This is a genomic window from Paraburkholderia sp. NMBU_R16 (genome assembly GCF_013282575.1).
Lineage (GTDB): Bacteria > Pseudomonadota > Gammaproteobacteria > Burkholderiales > Burkholderiaceae > Trinickia.
Genome location: NZ_JAAAYE010000200.1, coordinates 1 through 1300, shown reverse-complemented (window position 1 = coordinate 1300; position 1300 = coordinate 1). Strand labels below are relative to the sequence as shown.

At 60.6% G+C, this 1300-nt stretch carries 2 pseudogenes; one reads left to right on the top strand and one right to left on the bottom strand.

Annotated elements, in window-relative coordinates:
• Positions 1-135 precede the first annotated feature (135 nt).
• Positions 136-330 (bottom strand): annotated as a pseudogene (locus tag GWC77_RS27805) (transposase); the annotation flags it as partial.
• A 54-nt stretch (positions 331-384) separates the two neighbouring features.
• On the opposite strand from GWC77_RS27805, the pseudogene GWC77_RS27800 reads away from it, so the two are divergent.
• A pseudogene (locus GWC77_RS27800) lies at positions 385-1248 on the top strand (IS66 family transposase); the annotation flags it as partial.
• Positions 1249-1300: the final 52 nt, after the last annotated feature.

Genomic DNA, 1300 nt, shown 5'->3' with positions numbered 1-1300 from the left:
GCCGAACTGCTCAAGAAGTTCAGCAGGAATCGCCGGCAGCTCTACCGGTGGGGTCTTGGGTTTGCGAGGCATATTTTCTCCTGGGGAGCATCATATGCCTTGAACACGAAATTTCTGACAGACCCAGCTGCAGTGTGCCGGCAAAGGTGTGCGTTTGGGCTTTTTCTTTCCGGCAGACTCGGGTTGCGAGGACAGCGCTTCGAGTTCCATCTCGATCGCTGCGATATCGCCGTCAATCGCTTCTTCGAGCAGGCTTTGCTGCTCGCCGCTGAACTTCTCGCTGCGAGCGGCGAACTTCAACCGCTTGAGCAGCGCGATCTCGTGCGTGAGCTGCGCGTTGCGCGCTTCCTTGAAACGGATCACTTGCCGCGCGTGGATATCACGCACGAACCTGGCTCATCGACGTGCACCTGTGGCTGCACGCTCGAGCGCATCGGTGAAGACATCAGCGAGAAGCTCGACTACACGCCGGGCGTGTTCACCGTCGAACGTCATGTGCGTGGCAAATGGGTATGCAAGCAGTGCGAGACGCTGATCCAGGCACCCGTGGCTGCACACGTGATTGACAAGGGCATCCCCACGGCGGGGCTGCTCGCGCAAGTGCTGGTGTCGAAATACGGAGACCATGTTCCGTTGTACCGCCAGGAACGTATCTTCGAGCGCGCTGGCCTGGCAATCCCGCGATCGACGCTCGGACAATGGGTCGGCGAGTGCGGCGTGCAATTGCAGCCGCTTGTCGATGCGCTCACGCGCTGCATCGTCTCACATGACATTCTGCAAGCTGACGAAACGCCGGTGGCGATGCTCAGCCCCGGCAAAGGCAAGACGCAACGCGCGTATCTGTGGACGTACACGCCGGGTGCCTTCGAAGCGCTGAAAGCCGTGGTCTATGACTTCGCTGAAACACGCGCGGGTGAGCACGCGCGAACGTTCCTCGGTGAATGGAGAGGCAAGCTGCTGTGCGACGACTATACGGGCTACAAGGCGTTGTTCGCACAAGGTGTGATCGAGCTTGGCTGTATGGCGCACGCGCGACGCAAGTTCTTCGATCTGCATGCGGCAAACAAGAGCGAGATCGCGCAGTCGGCGCTGCAATATATCGCTCAGCTTTACGACGTCGAGCGTGAGGTGCAACTGCTCACACCGAGCGAGCGTCACGATATCCGCCAAACCCGCTTGCCGCGCGTCAAACAAGATGAGAGCAGCGCGTCAATCAGGATGAGAGTACTGGCGTGGCGGCAGCGGTGAAGGGCGTAGCCCGGAACCGCTGCCGCCACGCCGCGCCGAGCAGTCCCCCGTC